A 14235-nucleotide genomic window follows, 5' to 3' on the forward strand; every position below is an offset into this window, starting at 1 on the left:
CCTCCGTTCGTCCTGAGCTTGTCGAAGGATGAACGGCCCTACGACAAAATAAAAAACGCCGTGTCCTTCCGGGCACTGCGCTTCTCATTCACAAGCTGGTATCAGTCGAGCACCTTATCGCTTGACGATCGGCTTGAACGCGCGCGGCCACTTGCTCGCAGGCAGCCCCCAGCGCGCCTCGATCATCTGCGCGCGCTCGTCGAGCACCGCGCGCGCGGGGCGCGAGGGCGTGCGCTGCGCCAGCACCACGGTGTTGCCTTCGCGCGTCGGCTTGAAGGCCCACAGCGCCTGCTCGCCAAAGGCCTCGGCCATCTTCGCCAGGCTCTTTTCATAGCTGGAGGAGCGGCCGAACAGGTTCACCGTCATGCAGCCGTCCTCGGTCAGCAGCGCGCGGCAGTCGGCATAGAACTCCGCGCTGTCGAGCACGGGCGCCGCCGCTTCATGGTCGTAGAGATCGACGGCCAGCGCATCGACCTGGTCCTCCCAGCCCGGGCGGCGGATTTCCTCGGCCGCGTCGGCCAGCACCACCTGCAGGCGCGCGCCGTTGGGCGGCAGCTTGAACCAGCTGCGGCACACCGCGATCACCTGCGGATTGAGCTCGATGGCGGTGGTCTGCATGCGCAGCTTCTTGTGGCAGAACTTGGTGATCGCGCCCGCGCCCAGGCCCAGCTGCACGGCATAGCGCTTGGCGACGCTGGCCGGGTCGACGAACAGCAGCCAGGCCATCATGCGCTGCACGTATTCGAGCTCGAGCTCGAACGGCTCCTTGACGCGCATCGAGCCCTGGATCCAGGGCGTCCCCAGGTGCAGATGGCGCACGTCGCCATATTCCGAGACACTGACTTCGGGCAGCTCGATGCTGTCGGTTTGTTTGCTGTTCACGCGTTCACCAATCCAGCGGCGGCCAGGGCTTCATGCCAGGCCTGCCGTTTACGTTCAAAACTCCAGCCCACATTGGCGGGGCTGGTCGAAGGCAGCCTGAGCGCCTGCAGCGCCGCGCCGTTTGGCGGAGCGCCGCCCGGCGCAGCGCCAAGGGCCGCCAGTGCCGCCGGCGCATGGCGAAAGCTCTCGGCGCCGTTGTGCGCCAGCACGCGCAGCTGCGGGCAATGCACGCGCAGCGCCGCGAAATCGTTCACCTGCGGCTGGCGGATGGCCGCGTCCAGGCTGCCCTTGCGCTCGCAGCTGTCATAGACATCCCACAGGCCCAGCCCGCGTGCGAGCAGCCATTCGCAGCGCCCTGCATAGTCCTCGCGCCCGGGTTGGGGATGCTGCGGCCAAAAGGACTGCAGCAGCGGCCAGAACTGGTTCTGCGGATGCGCATAGTACTGCTGGCGCGCCAGCGAGGCCGCGCCCGGGAAGCTGCCCAGCACCAGCATCCTGGTGCCGGGGCCGACCACGGGCGCCAGGCCCTGCAGGCGCCCGGCTGGCTCCGCCGGGCCAGGCACGCGCACCGGCGTCTTTTGCGCAGCGGCGGCTTCAGGCACGGAAGAGCTCAAGGTCATGCCCTGCATTCTGTCCTGAAACCAGGCCGGCGCATGGCGATTTGGCGCATTGCGCTGTCAGCGCGCAGCGGTATCCCCGGCGGTCAAAACCGCCAGTCCGGGCAGCGCGGCGCAGGCGTTGGCCGTCGTGGCCTCGGCCAATTCCTCGGCTGAAATGCCGCGCAGCCCGGCCAGCACCTGCGCAATGCGCGGCAATTCGGCCGGGCTGTTGCGTCCCTGGGGCTGGCCCGCGGCGCGCTCCTCGGCGGTGGTGTAGACCCAGTGCGGCGGAATGTCCGGCGCGTCGGTCTCCATCACCAGCGAAGACAGCGGCAGCTCGGTCGCCAGCTGGCGTATCCGGTTGGCGCGCTCGAAGGTCACGGCGCCGCCGAATCCCAGCTTGAAGCCCATGTCGATGAACATCTGCGCCTGTTGCAGGCTGCCGTTGAAGGCATGGGCAATGCCGCCGCGCACCGGGGTCTTGCGCAGCTGCTGCAGCACCCGGTCGCTGGACTTGCGCACGTGCAGCAGCACCGGCAGGTCGAACTTGCGCGCCAGGGCGATCTGCGCGCGGTAGATCTCCAACTGCCGCTCCTCATCCAGTCCGGGCACGAAGTAATCCAGTCCGATCTCGCCGATCGCCACCAGCCGGGGGTCGCCCCGCCGCGCGGCCAGCTCCTGCGACAGCAACTCGATATCGTCCTCTGCGGCGCCGGGCGTGCACAGCGGATGGATGCCCAGCGCGTAGCTGTCATTGCCCGCATGCGCCAGCTCGCGCACCGTCCGCCAGTTGCTGCGCGCCACGGCCGGAATCACGACCTGGCCGACGCCCGCCGCGCGGCCCGCGGCACGCACCTCGCTGCGGTCGGGGTCGAACTCGGACGCATCGAGATGGCAGTGGGTGTCGATCCAGAAACTCATTGCCATCTCCTTGCGTTGCCGTCAGCCCAGCTGGCCCTGTACCAGGCGCACCACGCGGTCGCATTTCGCGGCCAGCGATTCATCGTGCGTGACCATGACGAAGGCCGTGCCCTTGTCGCGCGCCAATTGCAGCATCAGCGCGAAGACCGCATCGGCGGTGCTGCGGTCGAGATTGCCGGTGGGTTCGTCGGCCAGCACGCAAGCTGGCTCGGAGACCAGCGCGCGCGCAATGGCCACGCGCTGGCGCTCGCCGCCCGACAGTTCCGAGGGGCGGTGCTGCACGCGGCCCTGAAGGCCCACGGCAGCCAGCATCTGCTGCGCGCGCGCGCGGCATTCCTCCAGCGGCAGGCGGCGGATGCGCAGCGGCATGGCGACGTTGTCGAGCGCGCTGAACTCCGGCAGCAGATGGTGGAACTGGTAGATGAAGCCCAGGTGCTGGTTGCGCAGCTGGCCCTGGGCCTGCGGCGACAGCGCGTGCAGGGCCTGGCCCTTGAGCGTGACGCTGCCCTCGCTGGGCGTGTCGAGTCCGCCCAGCAGATGCAGGAGCGTGCTCTTGCCTGAACCCGAGGCGCCGACGATGGCCAGGGTCTCGCCCGCGGCCACTGCCAGGTCCACGCCGCGCAGCACCTGCACGTCGAGGCGGCCCTCGGTGAAGCGCTTGCTCAGCGCGCGTGCCTGCAGCACGATGGCTTGGGAATCATTCATAACGCAGCGCCTCCGCCGGGTTCACGCGGCTTGCACGCCAGCTGGGATAGATCGTCGCCACGAAGGACAGGATCAGGGAAATGACGGCGATCGGCGCGATGTCGGAGCTCTGCGGCTCGCTCGGCATCTTGCTGATCAGGTAGATGTCCTTGGGCAGGAAGCTGGCGTTGAAGGCCTGCTCGATGGCCGGCACGATGACGTCGATGTTCATCGCGATGCCCAGGCCCAGCGCCAGCCCGGCCAGCGTGCCGATCACGCCGACCATCGCGCCCTGGACCATGAACACCGCCATGATGCTGCGCGGGCTCGCGCCCAGCGTGCGCAGGATGGCGATGTCGGCGCGCTTGTCGGTCACGGTCATGACCAGCGTCGAAACCAGGTTGAAGGCGGCCACCGCGACGATCAGCGTCAGGATGATGAACATCATGCGCTTTTCCAGCTGCACGGCCGAGAACCAGGTCTTGTTCTGCTGCGTCCAGTCGCGGATCAGCAGCTGGTCGGTCAAGGTATCGGCCAGCTGGCGCGCCACCTGGGGCGCCTCGTGCAGGTCCTTGAGCTTCAGGCGCACGCCGGTCGGGCCTTCGAGGCGGAACAGCCGCTGCGCATCCTCGTGGTGCAGCATGACCAGCGCCGCGTCGTATTCGTAGTGGCCCGAATCGAAGGTGCCGGCCACCGTCATCTGCTTGAGCCGCGGCACCACGCCGGCGGGCGTGACCTGGCCGCCGGGCACGATCAGCGTCACGGCCTCGCCGATGCGCACGCCAAGGGAGCGCGCCAGCTCGATGCCCAGCACCACGCGGAACTCGCCCGGCACGAGCTGCTTGAGGGCTTCGGCATTGCCCTGCGCCAGGTCGGTGACCTCATGCTCGAGCGCCGGATCGATGCCGCGCACCAGCGTGCCCTTCATCTCCTCGCCGCGCGCCAAGAGCGCCTGCGAGAACACGAAGGGCGCCGCGCCCACCACGTTCGGGTTGCGCCGGGCCTCGGCCAGCGTGCGCTCCAGGCTGGGCAGCGCCGCGCCCTGGGGCGCGAAGATCTCGATGTGCGACACGACGCTGAGCATGCGGTCGCGCACTTCCTTCTGGAAGCCGTTCATCACGCTGAGCACGATGATCAGCGCGGCAACGCCCAGCGCGATGCCCAGCATGGAGACGCCGGAGATGAAGGAGATGAAACCATTGCGGCGCGTCGCGCGTCCCGCTCGGGTGTAACGCCAGCCCAGGGCCAGCTCATAGGGTATTTGCATGGTGGTTGCATTGTGGCATTGCCTGGGCATATCCCCGGGAAAGCACGGGGGACCGGCGTAGGCCCTGTCTGGGCAACCTCTGCGGGCGTCCCTTACCCGGGCGGCCCTCGCCGGGCGTCCCTTCCCCGGCACCGGAACGCCCGGTGCCCGACAATAGGGGCCATGCCCGCGACCGACTCCCTGCCTTCCCCTGCCCCCTTGACTCCAGCGCTTGCGCCCATCGTTGCCTTTGCCAATGGCGGGCCCGGCGCCGTGGCGCTGTGGCCGACGCTGCAGCTGCCGCATCTGCGCCAGCTGCTGCAGCACGCGGCGCTGGTCCACAGCGACCTGGGCGAGGACACCAGCTTCAGCACGCCGCACGAACGCGCCTGGGCGCGCCAGCTGCAATTGCCGCTGCAGGCCGGCGGCGTGCCCTGGGCCGCCTGGCAGCAGCAGGCCCACGATCCCGCGCCGCAGCGGCAGGCCTGGGCCTGGTTCTCGCCCTGCCACTGGCGCATCGGCGCCGACACCGTGCACATGGCCGATCCGGCGCAGCTGGGCCTGCAGGAAGAGGAATCGCGCGCGCTGCTGGAGATCCTCGCGCCCTGGTTTGCCGAGGACGGCATCGCGCTGCAGTATGAACGCCCCGACCGCTGGCTGGCCAGCGGCGCGCCGCTGGAGCACCTGGCGACCGCCGCGCTCGACCGCGTGGTCGGCCGCGACGTGCGTTCCTGGCTGCCCGACGCCCAGAGCGCGCGCACCGTCAACCGGCTGCACAGCGAGGTGCAGATGCTGCTCTACACCCACCCCTTCAACGACCGGCGCGCCGCGCGCGGCCTGCCGCCGGTCAATGCCTTCTGGCTGCATGGCGCGGGCCGGCTGCAGGCGCCGGTGCCCGTGCAGCCTCTGCCCCAGAACCCTGCGCTGACTGCGCTGCGCGAAGCCGCGCTGCAGGAGAACTGGCCGGCCTGGGGCGCGGCCTGGCAGCAGCTCGATGCCGGCCTGCTGCGCGAACTGCTCGAAGCGCATCAGCGCGGCGCCAGCGTGCAACTGACCCTGTGCGGCGAGCGCAACGCGCTGACCTGGCAGCCGCGCCAGCCCGGCTGGCGCCAGAAAATACAACAGGTCTTCAAGCCCGCAGGCTTGCCCGACCTTCCGAACCTGCTATGAAAATCACCAATCGCGAGATTCCCCCCGCCACGCTGGCGGCGCTGCGGCAGGCCGGCATCCACCCGCTGCTGGCCCAGCTCTATGCGGCGCGCGGCGTGCTCTCGGCCGACGAGCTCAACGACGGGCTGGGGCGCCTGCTGCCGCCCGCGGGCCTGCTCGGCATCGATGCCGCGGCACGGCTGCTGGCCGATGCCATCGCGCGCGACCTGCGCCTGTGCATCGTCGCCGACTACGACTGCGATGGCGCCACCGCCTGCGCCGTGGCGGTGCGCGGCCTGCGCCTGCTGGGCGCGCGCCATGTCGACTACCTCGTGCCCGACCGCGTGGTCGACGGCTACGGCCTCACGGCCTCGATCGCGCGCCGCGTCAAGGAGCGCGGCGCCGACATGCTGATCACCGTCGACAACGGCATCAGCAGCGTGGAAGGAGTGGCCGAGGCGCGCGCGCTGGGCATGCAGGTGCTGGTCACCGACCACCACCTGCCCGGTCCGGCGCTGCCCGAGGCCGATGCGCTGGTCAACCCGAACCAGCCTGACTGCAGCTTCGAGAGCAAGTCGATGGCCGGCGTGGGCGTGGTGTTCTACGTGCTGCTGGCGCTGCGCGCCGAGCTGCGCGCGCGCGGCGTGTTCGACCGCGAGAGCCAGCCCCGGCTCGAGCCGCTGCTGCCGCTGGTGGCGCTGGGCACGGTGGCCGACGTGGTCAAGCTCGACGCCAACAACCGCCGCCTGGTGGCACAGGGCCTCAAGCGCATCCGCGCCGGCCAGATGCAACCCGGCCTGGCGGCTCTGTTCGACGCCGCGGGGCGCAAGTCGCGCGTCGCCACCACCTTCGACTTCGGCTTCGCGCTGGGGCCGCGCATCAACGCGGCCGGCCGCCTGGCCGACATGACGCTGGGCATCGAATGCCTGCTGACCGAGGACCGCACGCGCGCCGCCGAGCTGGCGCGCACGCTGGACGCGATCAACCGCGAGCGCCGCGTGATCGAGGGCGGCATGCGCGAGCAGGCGCTGCTGATGGTCGAGAGCCTGTTCGACGAAAGCGAGGAGCCGCCACCGGCGGTGTGCGTGTTCGACCCCGACTTCCACGAGGGCGTGGTCGGCATCGTCGCCTCGCGCCTCAAGGACAAGCTGCACCGCCCGAGCTTCGTGTTCGCCGCCAGCGCCGCGCCCGGCCACGAGCACGAGCTCAAGGGCTCGGGCCGCTCCATTCCCGGCTTCCACCTGCGCGATGCGCTGGACCTGGTGGCCAAGCGCCATCCGGGCGTGCTGCTGCGCTTTGGCGGCCACGCGATGGCCGCAGGCTGCACCATTGCCGAGGAGCATCTGGAGGTCTTCGAGCAGGCGCTGGCCCAGGTCGCGCAGGAGTGGCTCGATGCCGCGACGCTCACGCGCCGCATCGAGACCGACGGCCCGCTGGCGCGCGAGTACTGCGATGCCGACCTGGTCGACCAGCTGCACCAGGAGGTCTGGGGCCAGGGCTTCGCCGCACCGACCTTCAGCGAGGAGGTCGACGTGCTGTCGCAGCGTCTGGTCGGCGAGAAGCACCTGTCGCTCAAGCTGCGCCACCGCGGCCAGCCCGTGGACGGCATCTGGTTCGGCCATACCGACCCGCTGCCCGAACGGGTGCTGATCGCGTTCCGGCTGGATGTGAATGAATGGCGCGGCGAGCGCAAAGTGCAATTCCTTCTGGAAGGCGCACAGACGGGCGCCTGAGCTCAGGCGGCAGGGGCATTGACGGCATTGGTCCCTTTCCCCGGACCACACCCTACAATGGTCCCGTGCCTACCTACCTCAACGCCGACCTGCACTGCCACTCCGTCATCTCGGATGGCACGCTGGCGCCCGAAGCGCTGGCCGCGCGGGCGCGTGCCAACGGCGTGGAGCTCTGGGCGCTGACCGACCATGACGAGATCGCGGGCCAGCAGCGCGCGGCGGCCGCGGCGCGCGCCGAGGGCCTGCCCTATCTCACGGGCGTCGAGATCTCGGTCACCTTCGCCAAGGAAACCGTGCATATCGTCGGCCTGGGCTTCGACGCCGACAATGCGGCGCTGGACGAGGGCCTGGCGCAGGTGCGCGGCGGCCGCATCCCGCGCGCCAGGGAGATGGCGCGCCAGCTGGAGATGGTCGGCATTCCCGGCGCCTACGAAGGCGCGCTGCGCTACGTCGGCAACCCGGCGCTGGTCTCGCGCACGCACTTCGCGCGCTTCCTGGTCGAGCAGAAGATCTGCCGCGACATGGGCGAGGTGTTTCGCCGCTACCTCACCGAGGGCAAGCCGGGCTATGCGCCGCACTATTGGGCCCGGCTGCAGGACGCGGTGCAGTGGATCAACGGGGCCGGCGGCGTGGCCGTCATCGCCCATCCCGCGCGCTACCGCTTCACGGCCAACGAGGAGTACGCGCTGTTTTCCGAATTCAAGGCCCATGGCGGCCAGGGCGTGGAAGTCGTCACCGGCAGCCATACCAGCGCCGAATACGTGACCTATGCGGCCATGGCCCAGGAGTTCGGCCTGGCCGCCTCGCGCGGCAGCGACTTCCACAGCCCGCAAGAATCGCGCACCGACCTCGGGGCACTGCCTCCGCTGCCGGGCGCACTGACCCCGGTCTGGGAACTGCTGGCCGAACGCATCCAACAGCCCTGACCTTCCCTTTCCCCCTGCCACGGAGCGCTTGCAAATGGCCCAGTACTTTGAAGCCCACCCCGAAAACCCCCAGCCCCGCCTGCTCAAGCAGGCCGCTACCCTGCTGCAAAAAGGCGGGGTGCTGGCCGTGCCCACGGATTCGAGCTATGCGCTGGTCTGCCATCTCGACGACCGAGACGCCGTGGAACGCATGCGCCGCATCCGCCAGATCGACGACAAGCACCACCTGACGCTGCTGTGCCGCGACCTGTCCGAGCTCGCCAGCTATGCCCTGGTGGACAACCGCCAGTACCGGCTGCTCAAGCTCGCCACGCCCGGCCCCTACACCTTCATCCTCGACGCCACCAAGGAAGTGCCGCGCCGCGTGAGCCACCCGCAGCGCAAGACCATCGGCCTGCGCGTGCCGGACCGCAAGGGCCTGCTGCTGCTGCTCGAGCTGCACGGCGCGCCGCTGCTGGCCACGACGCTGATCCCGGCCGGCGAGACCGAGCCGCTCAATGACCCGCAGCTCATCCGCGAGCGCTATGAGAAGCTGCTGGATGGCATCGTCGATGCCGGTGCCTGTCCGGATGAGCCGACCACGGTGCTGGATCTCACCACGATGGCCAATGGCGGCGACCCGACGGTGGTGCGGCAGGGGCGCGGGGAGTTGCAGCCGCTGGGGCTTTGAGGATCGCTACTGGCCCGGGGAGCGCTGTTTTCACCAAGGCCGAGGGCTTCCGTGGCGCCGGGCACTTGACACAGGCCCTGCCTATTCTTGAGGACAGGCCCTTCACCCTTCGACAGGCTCAGGGCGAACGGGGGATAGGTTAAACGGCAGGGGCTTGTTCAGGGAGTGGCCTAAAACCGTTCGTCCTGAGCCTGTCGAAGGATGGACGGCCTGTCCTCAAGTTGAGCCGCTCTTTCGCGCGCCTGCCGCGAGGAATGCTCACCCCTCGATCGCTAGTACCCCGCGATGCGCTCCCCTGCCCACCGTCACTGGCGCCTCCTCCTCCAGCTTGAACGCCCCCACCGCGCGCTGCAGCTCCTGCACGCGCTGCGACAGCGCCTGCGCCGCGTGGCCGGCCTGGCCCACCAGGTTGGCGTTCTCCTGGGTCGCGCCATCCATGTGCGCCACGGCCAGATTGACCTGGACGATGCCTTCGCTCTGCTCCTGCAGCGCATGCGAGATCTCGCCCAACAGCCCCGTGACCTGGCCCACCGAGCCGACGATCTCCTGCATGGTCTTGCCGGCCTCGCCCACCAGGGCGGCACCGCTTTGCACCTGGTCCACGCTGGCCGTGATCAGCGTCTTGACCTGCTTGGCGGCCTCGGCCGAGCGTCCGGCCAGGCTGCGCACCTCGCTGGCCACGACGGCAAAGCCGCGGCCCTGGTCGCCGGCACGCGCGGCCTCCACCGCGGCGTTGAGCGCGAGGATATTGGTCTGGAAGGCAATGCCTTCGATCACCTGGATGATGTCGACGATCTTGCGCGAGCTGCCGCTGATGGCCTGCATGGTGTCCACCACCTGCCCCACCACCACGCCGCCACGCTCGGCCGTGGCCGACGCCCCCACGGCCAGGCCGCTGGCCGAGCGCGCGCGGTCGGCGTTCTGGCGCACGGTGGCCGTGAGCTGCTCCATGCTGGCGGCGGTCTGGGTCAGCGCCGCCACCTGGTCGTCGGTGCGGCGCGACAGGTCGGCATTGCCGCCATCGATCTCGGAGGCCGACACATAGATGGCATTGCTCGATTGCTGGATGCGGCCGACCAGTTCGGTCAACGTGTTCTCCATGGTGCCCAGCGCGCCCAGCAGGCGGCCGAAATCGCCCTGCAGGTCGGAGCTGAACTCCTGGCTCAGGTCGCCGGCGGCAACGGTCTCGGCAATCAGGATCGCCTGCTGCAGCGGCCGCACGATGCCGCGCTGCAGGCTGGCCCAGGCCGCCAGCGCCAGCACGAACACCGCGGCTCCCAGGCCCAGCACCCACCAGCGCACCTGCTCCACAGCCGCCTGGGCGATGTCGGTGGCGCCTCCGGCCTCCAGGGCACGCTCGGCGCCGCCCAGCTTCCAGCCGGCGACCACCATCATCAGCGCCATCATTGCGCAAATGCCTCCAAAGGCGAGCACCAGCCTGGTGCCGATCTTCCAGCTGCCGAATCCCATGTCTGCCTTTCCCTGCGCCTGGCGCAACGACTTCTGTAATAGTGTTTGTGGCTCCGGCCCTGCCGGCACATCCTCTTGCATTTTGCAACAAACCGATCAATTTCCGATACCGGACATGCCCGCGGTCGGGACCGGGCGTCAACGGTCTGAGACAATCCACGCGTGGACTTCTCCGATCTCATCCAAACCGTTCTCATCTACGCCCTGCCCGTGCTGTTCGCCATCACGGTGCACGAGGCGGCCCATGGCTATGCCGCGCGCCATTTCGGCGACAACACGGCGCACATGCTGGGGCGCATCACGCTCAATCCCCTCAAGCATATCGACCCCATCGGCACGATCCTGATGCCGGTGATGCTGTATTTCGCCACCTCGGGCGCCTTCCTGTTCGGCTATGCAAAGCCCGTGCCGGTGCGTTTCGACCACTTGCGCAACCCCAAGCGCGACATGATCTGGGTCTCGCTGGCGGGGCCGGCGTCGAACTTCTTCCAGGCCATCTTCTGGGCCGTGCTGCTGGTGGTGCTCGTGGGCACCGGCGTGCAGGAGCGCTTCTTCGTCGAGATGGCGCGCGCCGGCATTCTGGTCAACTTGGTGATGTGGGCCTTCAACCTGTTTCCGCTGCCGCCGCTCGACGGCGGGCGCATCCTCGTCGGCCTGCTGCCCTGGCGCATCGGCCAGCAGGTGGCGCGCATCGAGCCCTTCGGCTTCTTCATCGTGCTGGCGCTGGTGCTGTTCGGCATCGTCGGCAGCCTGTGGCTGCGCCCCTTGATGAGCCTGGGCTACAGCGCCATCGACCTGCTGCTGACCCCGCTGCTGGCGCTGCTGCGCTGAGCGTTTTCCCGTTTTCGCGATCCATTGTTTCCCGCCATGTCCCAAACCCGATTTCTCACCGGCATCACACCGTCGGGCACCCCGCATCTCGGCAACTACGTCGGCGCCATCCGCCCGGCCGTGCAATCGAGCCAGCGCGCCGATGTGCAGAGCTTCTACTTCCTGGCCGACTACCACGCGCTGATCAAGTGCTCCGATCCGGCGCGCGTGCAGCGCTCGACGCTGGAGATCGCCGCCAGCTGGCTGGCCGCGGGCCTGGACCCGGAGAAGGTCATGCTCTACCGCCAGTCCGACGTGCCCGAGATCACCGAGCTGTGCTGGCTGCTGACCTGCGTCACGGGCAAGGGCGTGCTCAACCGCGCCCATGCCTACAAGGCTTCGGTCGACAAGAACGTGGCCGCCGGCAATGACGTCGATGCCGATGTCACCGCCGGGCTGTTCATGTATCCGGTGCTGATGGCCGCCGACATATTGATGTTCCAGGCGCACAAGGTGCCGGTGGGCCGCGACCAGGTCCAGCACCTGGAGATGGCGCGCGACATCGCCTCGAGCTTCAACCATCTCTACGGCGAGCTGCTGGTGCTGCCCGAAGTGGTCATCGACGACAACGTCGCCACGCTGCCCGGCCTCGACGGCCGCAAGATGAGCAAGAGCTACAACAACACCATCCCGCTGTTCACGCCGCGCGAGCAGCTGCGCAAGCTGATCAACGGCATCACCACCGACTCGCGCGCGCCCGGCGAGCCCAAGGAGACCGAAGGCTCGGCGCTGTTCCAGCTGTTCCAGGCTTTTGCCTCGAACCCGGAAACCGAAGCGCTGCGCGCGCGCTACGCCCAGGGCATTGCCTGGGGCGATGCCAAGCAGCTGGTGTTCGAGCGCCTGGACCAGGAAATCGCGCCCATGCGCGCACGCTACGACAGCCTGATGGCCGACCCGGCGCAGATCGAGCGCATCCTGCGCACCGGCGGCGAACGCGCACGCGCGCTGGCCACGCCGCTGATGCGCCAGCTGCGCGAAGCCGTCGGCCTGCGCAGCCTGGCACAGGCCCAGGCCCCGCAGGCCGCCAAGGCGCAGAAATCGGCGCTGCCGCAGTTCAAGCAGTACCGCGAAGCCGACGGCAAGTTCTATTTCAAGCTGCTGTCGGCCACGGGCCAGCTGCTGCTGCAGAGCACCGGTTTCGACGCGCCCAAGGAAGCGGGCCAGAGCATCGCGCGGCTGCAGCAGCAGGGCAGCGCGGCGCTGGCTGACCTGAGCGGGCGTCTGGCGCCCATCGAAGGGGTCGATGCGCAGGAAGTTGCGCAGGCTCTTGACCAACTGGTTGCGGCCAACGCATAAGACAAGGTGCCCTCCACGGAGGGCACCCGCACAGGCGGCAGATACGAAAAAGCCCCGGAATGTTTCCACTCCGGGGCTTGTCGTTTGGTGCGGCTGGCAGGAATCGAACCCACGACCCCTTGGTTCGTAGCCAAGTACTCTATCCAGCTGAGCTACAGCCGCTAAGCTTCGTATTCTAGCCGCACTTCCGGTAGCTCCAGGCAAAAAACCGGCTTTTTTTGCAATGCCGTGCCTGGGTCACCAGAAACCTGGCTCCTTGGCCCACTTCTGCATTCGCTGCTGCGAGGCATCGAGCAGCTGCGTGCGCTGCGCCGCAAGCCAGCCCAGCGCAAACCAGGCCTGGGGCTGCTGCTCCACCAGCCGCCTGAATACTTCCTCGGCCACCACCAGATCGTTGTATTCACCCAGCGCATCCTGTGCCGGCTTGAGATCGGCGAGATAGGCTTCGACCTTCTTGGCGCGAAACAGCGAGGCGGTGAATTCAATGCCGTAGCGCAGCCGCTTGAGGCGCCGGCGCGCGCGGTGGCGCTGCTCGTCGTCCAGGTCCGCATAGCCCTTGGCGTCCTTCGCCAGCTGGCGCTGCAGACGCTCGAGCCGCTTCGCCGCCAGCTTGCGCACCTGGCGCTCGGGCGCCGCATCCTGCTCTTGCTTTGGCGCGCCGTTGGCAAACGCCATCAACGCCAGCCAAATGCGCGTGCTGGCCGGCGAGCGCAGGGTGTCGGCGGGGTCGGCGGCGGCTTCCTCGCCCTCCGGCTCGGGCAGCTCGGCCAGCGGGGCGCCAGACGCGCGCAGCGCCGGCAGCAGCCCTGCCTCGAGCGCATCGCGGTCGCGCAGCGCGCCCATCTGCCCGAACAGCCGGGCCAGCGCCGGCGCCCATTCCGGATCGACATTAGCGGACCAGTCGCCATAGATGCGCAGCGCCGTGCGCAGGCGGCGCAGCGCCACGCGCGCCTGGTGCAGATGCTCGGGCGCGGCGTCGCCACCGGCCACCTCGGCCACGTTTGGCAGCAGATGGGCCAAGCAAGCCGCGACCATCTGGCGCAGCGCCGCATCGGGCGACTGCAGGTCTTTCAGCATCACCGGCCGCGCATGCACGGCCAGCACGCTGCGCGCGCCGCGCGCCAGCTGCTGGCCGCGCTCGGCCTTGCTGATGACATCGAGCCACAGCCCATGGCGCTCGACCCAGCCCGAGGCCAGCGCCACGAGTGCCTCGACGGAGCCCTCCTTGAGCTCGAATTCGATCTCGTGCACTTCGCGGCAGGCACTGCCGGCGCGGATCTCGCCCACGTCCAGCGCGACTTCGACCTGCACGCCAGGGGCGCTGATCAGGCGCAGGCTGCGCTGCACATCGGTGGCATAGACCACCTGCAGGCGATCGGCGCGGCTGCCCAGCACGGCTGCCAGCCGCTTGCCGGCCTCCGTATCGGCATGCAGCGCCACATCGAGCACCGGCTCTCCATCCCCGTCGGCACGCGGCACCTCATGCTCCAGGCGAGTCCAGCGGTTCTCGCCCGGGCACTTGAGCGTCTGCACCCAGGCATCGCCCTCCTGGCGCAGTCGCAGCGAGATATGCGCCGCGGCCAGGCGCCGGTCGGGCGTATCGAAATACTGCGCCTGCAGGCGCAGTGTTTCTGCGTGGAGCTTGCCCAGCGCCTGCTGCAGGGAGTGGCGCCGCGCGGCCGGCACCTGGAACTTCAGTTCGATCTCGTTCATGGAACCCTCCAATGCTGGGGAACATGCTGCCTTGACAGTCCCAGTCTTCGTGTTGTCTTGTGAATATAACGGCGGC

At 68.9% G+C, this 14235-nt stretch carries 13 protein-coding genes and 1 tRNA gene; 6 read left to right on the plus strand and 8 right to left on the minus strand.

The features are described from left to right. Positions 1-114 precede the first annotated feature (114 nt). From M9799_RS04835 to M9799_RS04855, 5 genes are read right to left on the minus strand one after another with little or no spacing between them, the layout of a single operon-like run. A complete protein-coding gene (locus M9799_RS04835) occupies positions 115-882 on the minus strand; it encodes a spermine/spermidine synthase domain-containing protein (RefSeq protein WP_231043566.1) in 768 nt (255 codons plus the stop codon). Further along, positions 879-1502, minus strand: a complete 624-nt coding sequence (locus tag M9799_RS04840; protein WP_231043565.1) for a DNA-deoxyinosine glycosylase — start codon at positions 1500-1502, stop codon at positions 879-881. The genes M9799_RS04835 and M9799_RS04840 overlap by 4 nt, the downstream gene beginning before the upstream one ends. Before the next feature lie 57 nt (positions 1503-1559). Next, positions 1560-2402: a TatD family hydrolase gene (locus M9799_RS04845; protein WP_231043564.1), complete on the minus strand. Its 843-nt coding sequence runs from the start codon at positions 2400-2402 to the stop codon at positions 1560-1562. A 21-nt stretch (positions 2403-2423) separates the two neighbouring features. Continuing rightward, positions 2424-3107, minus strand: coding sequence for a lipoprotein-releasing ABC transporter ATP-binding protein LolD (lolD, locus tag M9799_RS04850; RefSeq protein WP_231043563.1), 684 nt, complete (start codon positions 3105-3107; stop codon positions 2424-2426). Beyond that, positions 3100-4353, minus strand: coding sequence for a lipoprotein-releasing ABC transporter permease subunit (locus M9799_RS04855; RefSeq protein ID WP_231043562.1), 1254 nt, complete (start codon positions 4351-4353; stop codon positions 3100-3102). Before M9799_RS04855 ends, lolD begins: the two co-directional genes overlap by 8 nt. A gap of 162 nt (positions 4354-4515) precedes the next feature. On the opposite strand from M9799_RS04855, the gene M9799_RS04860 reads away from it, so the two are divergent. The 4 genes from M9799_RS04860 to M9799_RS04875 all read left to right on the plus strand — a co-directional run bounded on the left by M9799_RS04860 (position 4516) and on the right by M9799_RS04875 (position 8810). Continuing rightward, the gene (locus tag M9799_RS04860) at positions 4516-5502 is read left to right on the plus strand and encodes a phosphoglycerate mutase (RefSeq protein ID WP_377007385.1); all 987 of its coding nucleotides are present in this window, start codon (positions 4516-4518) and stop codon (positions 5500-5502) included. Further along, on the plus strand, positions 5499-7214 hold the full coding sequence (gene recJ / locus M9799_RS04865) for a single-stranded-DNA-specific exonuclease RecJ (RefSeq protein WP_231043560.1): 1716 nt from the start codon (positions 5499-5501) through the stop codon (positions 7212-7214). Before M9799_RS04860 ends, recJ begins: the two co-directional genes overlap by 4 nt. Before the next feature lie 65 nt (positions 7215-7279). Beyond that, the gene (locus M9799_RS04870; RefSeq protein ID WP_231043559.1) at positions 7280-8140 is read left to right on the plus strand and encodes a 3',5'-nucleoside bisphosphate phosphatase; all 861 of its coding nucleotides are present in this window, start codon (positions 7280-7282) and stop codon (positions 8138-8140) included. Between the two features lie 34 nt (positions 8141-8174). Further along, positions 8175-8810, plus strand: coding sequence for an L-threonylcarbamoyladenylate synthase (locus M9799_RS04875; protein WP_231043558.1), 636 nt, complete (start codon positions 8175-8177; stop codon positions 8808-8810). Between the two features lie 258 nt (positions 8811-9068). On the opposite strand, the gene M9799_RS04880 is transcribed toward M9799_RS04875, so the two are convergent. Continuing rightward, complete coding sequence (locus tag M9799_RS04880) at positions 9069-10280, minus strand: methyl-accepting chemotaxis protein (protein ID WP_231043557.1); 1212 nt, start codon at positions 10278-10280, stop codon at positions 9069-9071. A gap of 162 nt (positions 10281-10442) precedes the next feature. On the opposite strand from M9799_RS04880, the gene M9799_RS04885 reads away from it, so the two are divergent. Both M9799_RS04885 and M9799_RS04890 read left to right on the plus strand, forming a co-directional pair. Next, positions 10443-11111, plus strand: coding sequence for a site-2 protease family protein (locus M9799_RS04885; protein WP_231043556.1), 669 nt, complete (start codon positions 10443-10445; stop codon positions 11109-11111). Positions 11112-11147: 36 nt separating this feature from the next. Next, positions 11148-12446 (plus strand): tryptophan--tRNA ligase, encoded by a 1299-nt coding sequence (locus tag M9799_RS04890; RefSeq protein WP_231043555.1) that lies wholly within the window; start codon positions 11148-11150, stop codon positions 12444-12446. 85 nt (positions 12447-12531) lie between these two features. Here the strand turns inward: M9799_RS04890 and M9799_RS04895 are convergent. Together M9799_RS04895 and M9799_RS04900 are read right to left on the minus strand one after the other, a co-directional pair. After that, a tRNA-Arg gene (locus M9799_RS04895) sits at positions 12532-12608 on the minus strand. Positions 12609-12683: 75 nt separating this feature from the next. Beyond that, the gene (locus M9799_RS04900) at positions 12684-14159 is read right to left on the minus strand and encodes a CYTH and CHAD domain-containing protein (protein ID WP_231043554.1); all 1476 of its coding nucleotides are present in this window, start codon (positions 14157-14159) and stop codon (positions 12684-12686) included. Positions 14160-14235: the final 76 nt, after the last annotated feature.

Source organism: Comamonas endophytica (assembly GCF_023634805.2).
Taxonomy (GTDB): Bacteria; Pseudomonadota; Gammaproteobacteria; order Burkholderiales; family Burkholderiaceae_C; genus Comamonas; species Comamonas endophytica.

What these genes read in the sequence shown, in the direction of transcription:
- recJ (WP_231043560.1), top strand. Translation starts at nt 5,499, where the DNA reads ATGAAAATCACCAATCGCGAGATTCCCCCCGCCACGCTGGCGGCGCTG.
- M9799_RS04860 (WP_377007385.1), top strand. Translation starts at nt 4,516, where the DNA reads ATGCCCGCGACCGACTCCCTGCCTTCCCCTGCCCCCTTGACTCCAGCG.
- M9799_RS04875 (WP_231043558.1), top strand. Translation starts at nt 8,175, where the DNA reads ATGGCCCAGTACTTTGAAGCCCACCCCGAAAACCCCCAGCCCCGCCTG.
- lolD (WP_231043563.1), bottom strand. Translation starts at nt 3,107, where the DNA reads ATGAATGATTCCCAAGCCATCGTGCTGCAGGCACGCGCGCTGAGCAAG.
- M9799_RS04880 (WP_231043557.1), bottom strand. Translation starts at nt 10,280, where the DNA reads ATGGGATTCGGCAGCTGGAAGATCGGCACCAGGCTGGTGCTCGCCTTT.
- M9799_RS04855 (WP_231043562.1), bottom strand. Translation starts at nt 4,353, where the DNA reads ATGCAAATACCCTATGAGCTGGCCCTGGGCTGGCGTTACACCCGAGCG.
- M9799_RS04840 (WP_231043565.1), bottom strand. Translation starts at nt 1,502, where the DNA reads ATGACCTTGAGCTCTTCCGTGCCTGAAGCCGCCGCTGCGCAAAAGACG.
- M9799_RS04845 (WP_231043564.1), bottom strand. Translation starts at nt 2,402, where the DNA reads ATGAGTTTCTGGATCGACACCCACTGCCATCTCGATGCGTCCGAGTTC.
- M9799_RS04890 (WP_231043555.1), top strand. Translation starts at nt 11,148, where the DNA reads ATGTCCCAAACCCGATTTCTCACCGGCATCACACCGTCGGGCACCCCG.
- M9799_RS04900 (WP_231043554.1), bottom strand. Translation starts at nt 14,159, where the DNA reads ATGAACGAGATCGAACTGAAGTTCCAGGTGCCGGCCGCGCGGCGCCAC.